The sequence below is a fragment of the Corallococcus sp. 4LFB genome (assembly GCF_046520365.1).
Lineage (GTDB): Bacteria > Myxococcota > Myxococcia > Myxococcales > Myxococcaceae > Corallococcus > Corallococcus caeni.
The window spans coordinates 1-646 of sequence record NZ_JBKGHJ010001199.1; the positions used below are offsets into that span (position 1 = coordinate 1).

1 protein-coding gene is annotated in these 646 nt (G+C 69.2%); it reads right to left on the reverse strand.

The annotated features are described in order from the left end of the window. Window positions 1-646, reverse strand: a 646-nt coding sequence (locus ACLEQD_RS44905) for a condensation domain-containing protein (RefSeq protein WP_410391993.1), incomplete at both ends; no start/stop codon positions are given.

Sequence of the window (646 nt, forward strand, 5' to 3'; positions counted from 1 at the left end):
GAAGAGGTCGGTGGTGTATTCGAGGTAGCCCTTGAGGCCCGCGTCCGTCTCCAGCACCTGGAGCGTCAAGTCGAACTTGGCGGAGAAGGTGTCGAGCTCCATCGCCTCCAGCTTCACGCCCTCGACGGAGGCGGCGCCGCGGAAGGAGGCCTGGTAGGTGAGCATCACCTGGAAGAAGGGGGTGCGCCCCGGGATGCGCTCGGGCTTCAACTCCTCCACGAGACGCTCGATGGGGAGCTCCTGGTGCTCCTGGGCGCCGAGCACCGTCTCGCGCACCTGGCGCAGCAGCGTGCGGAAGGAGTCGCGGCCCGCCACGCGCGTGCGAAGCACCTGGGCGTTGACGAAGAGGCCGATGAGGCCTTCCACCTCTCCGCGCGTGCGGCCCGCCATGGGAGAGCCGACGGTGACGTCCTCCTGGCCGGAGTAGCGGGCCATCAGCAACTGCCAGCCCGTCAGCAGCGCCATGTAGAGGGAGGCACCCTCCTGCTGCGCGAGGGCCTTGAGTGCGTCCGTCAACTCGCGGGGCAGCAGCACGTCATGCCGAGCCCCCCGGCCGTCGCGAATGGCGGGACGCGGGAAGTCGGTGGGCAACTCCAGCGCGGAGGGCACCCCGGCCAGCTGCTGCTTCCAGTAGTCGAGTTGCTTC